This is a genomic window from Tenacibaculum sp. UWU-22, assembly GCF_041021355.1.
In the GTDB taxonomy this organism is placed as follows: Bacteria; Bacteroidota; Bacteroidia; order Flavobacteriales; family Flavobacteriaceae; genus Polaribacter.
Genome location: NZ_JBFNGP010000019.1, coordinates 1 through 1,304 on the forward strand (window position 1 = coordinate 1; position 1,304 = coordinate 1,304).

Below are 1,304 nucleotides of genomic sequence, written 5' to 3' on the forward strand. Positions count from 1 at the left end.
TTAGAATTTTCACAAAAACTAACATCTTCAAAAGGAGTGTTTAAGGCAATTGGGGCAGGGGTGGTGTAATTTGAGCTGGGTGTGGTATACCCATCGGTATTATTAATTACAACACCGTTGTCATCAACTTTAAAAGGGGTTGCATCTAAAATACCATCATTATTAGCATCGGTAAATCCAGCTTCTTTTACATCAAAACACCCATCATCATCAGAATCTAATTCTAAGAAGTTAAAATTTTTGTCGGTATCGGTATCGGCAATGGTGTAATTAATTACAAAGCTGTCAGGAGTGGTTTCTAGCGAATTTACTAAACCATTAATACCCACATTGGTATCATCAATTACCCCATCAAGATTAGCGTCAACAGCATTATGTCCTGCTTCGGTTAGGTCGTATATTCCGTCGTTATCAGAATCAAGATCAAGGTAATTTAGCACCCCATCATTATCGGTGTCGGTATTGGTAGTAACGGAGTTAAACACATCGTCTAATCCATCGTTATTGGCATCGGTGTTTAGTAATTGGGTTTGTGCTCCTGTAGCCTCATATATATCGGGTATTCCGTCGTTATCAGAATCAATATCAAAAGCGTCGTCAATACCATCGTTATCAGAATCTCTAGGAAAACAGGTTAGATAAAAATTTCCATCAAAAGTAGCTGTATTTGTAAGGTATTCGCTTTTGTATTGAAAACTAACGTTCTTTATTTTGTTGGCAAGAAATTGAAAAGGCGTATTTCCTGAGGGAGAAGGGTTAAATTTAAACCAAATTTCGGCAGAAGAAATTTTGGTTACGTTACTTTCAAAAACGCCATCGTAATCGGTATCTATTAGAAGTCTGTTGTCGGGGTCTAGTAGGGTAAGGTTTTTATTGTTAGGTCCTATTTTTATAATAAAATACTCTTCATTAGAAATAGTATGTGTATTGCCTACAGCTTGAGTAAATTTAAAATTAATGGCTTTGGTAAAACTCAAATTATAGGTTAGTTCGCTCGTGTTTCCAGGTTTTAGTGTAGCTCTAAAATCACCAATGGCTTGTCCTACAAAAGTGTTTGTATTTCCGTTTGAGTTGACTTGACTAAACGAACTAGAAACCATAGAAGAGTTGGTGCTACCATCTTCGAAAATAATGTTTGGATTATTACTGTTTGATAAATTTATGACAACATTACCAAGTGATTCGTCACAATTTAAAATTCCATCATTGTCGATATCTACATCGAGGTTGTCTATGATAGAATCGTTATCATAATCATCAGGGCATCGACTAACAAAAAACTCATCAGAGTCGTATGTATAGGT

The 1,304-nt window shown here is 35.7% G+C and carries 1 pseudogene; it reads right to left on the reverse strand.

Features of this window, described 5'->3' with window-relative positions:
* Window positions 1–1,304, reverse strand: a pseudogene (locus AB2B44_RS10590) (gliding motility protein); the annotation flags it as partial.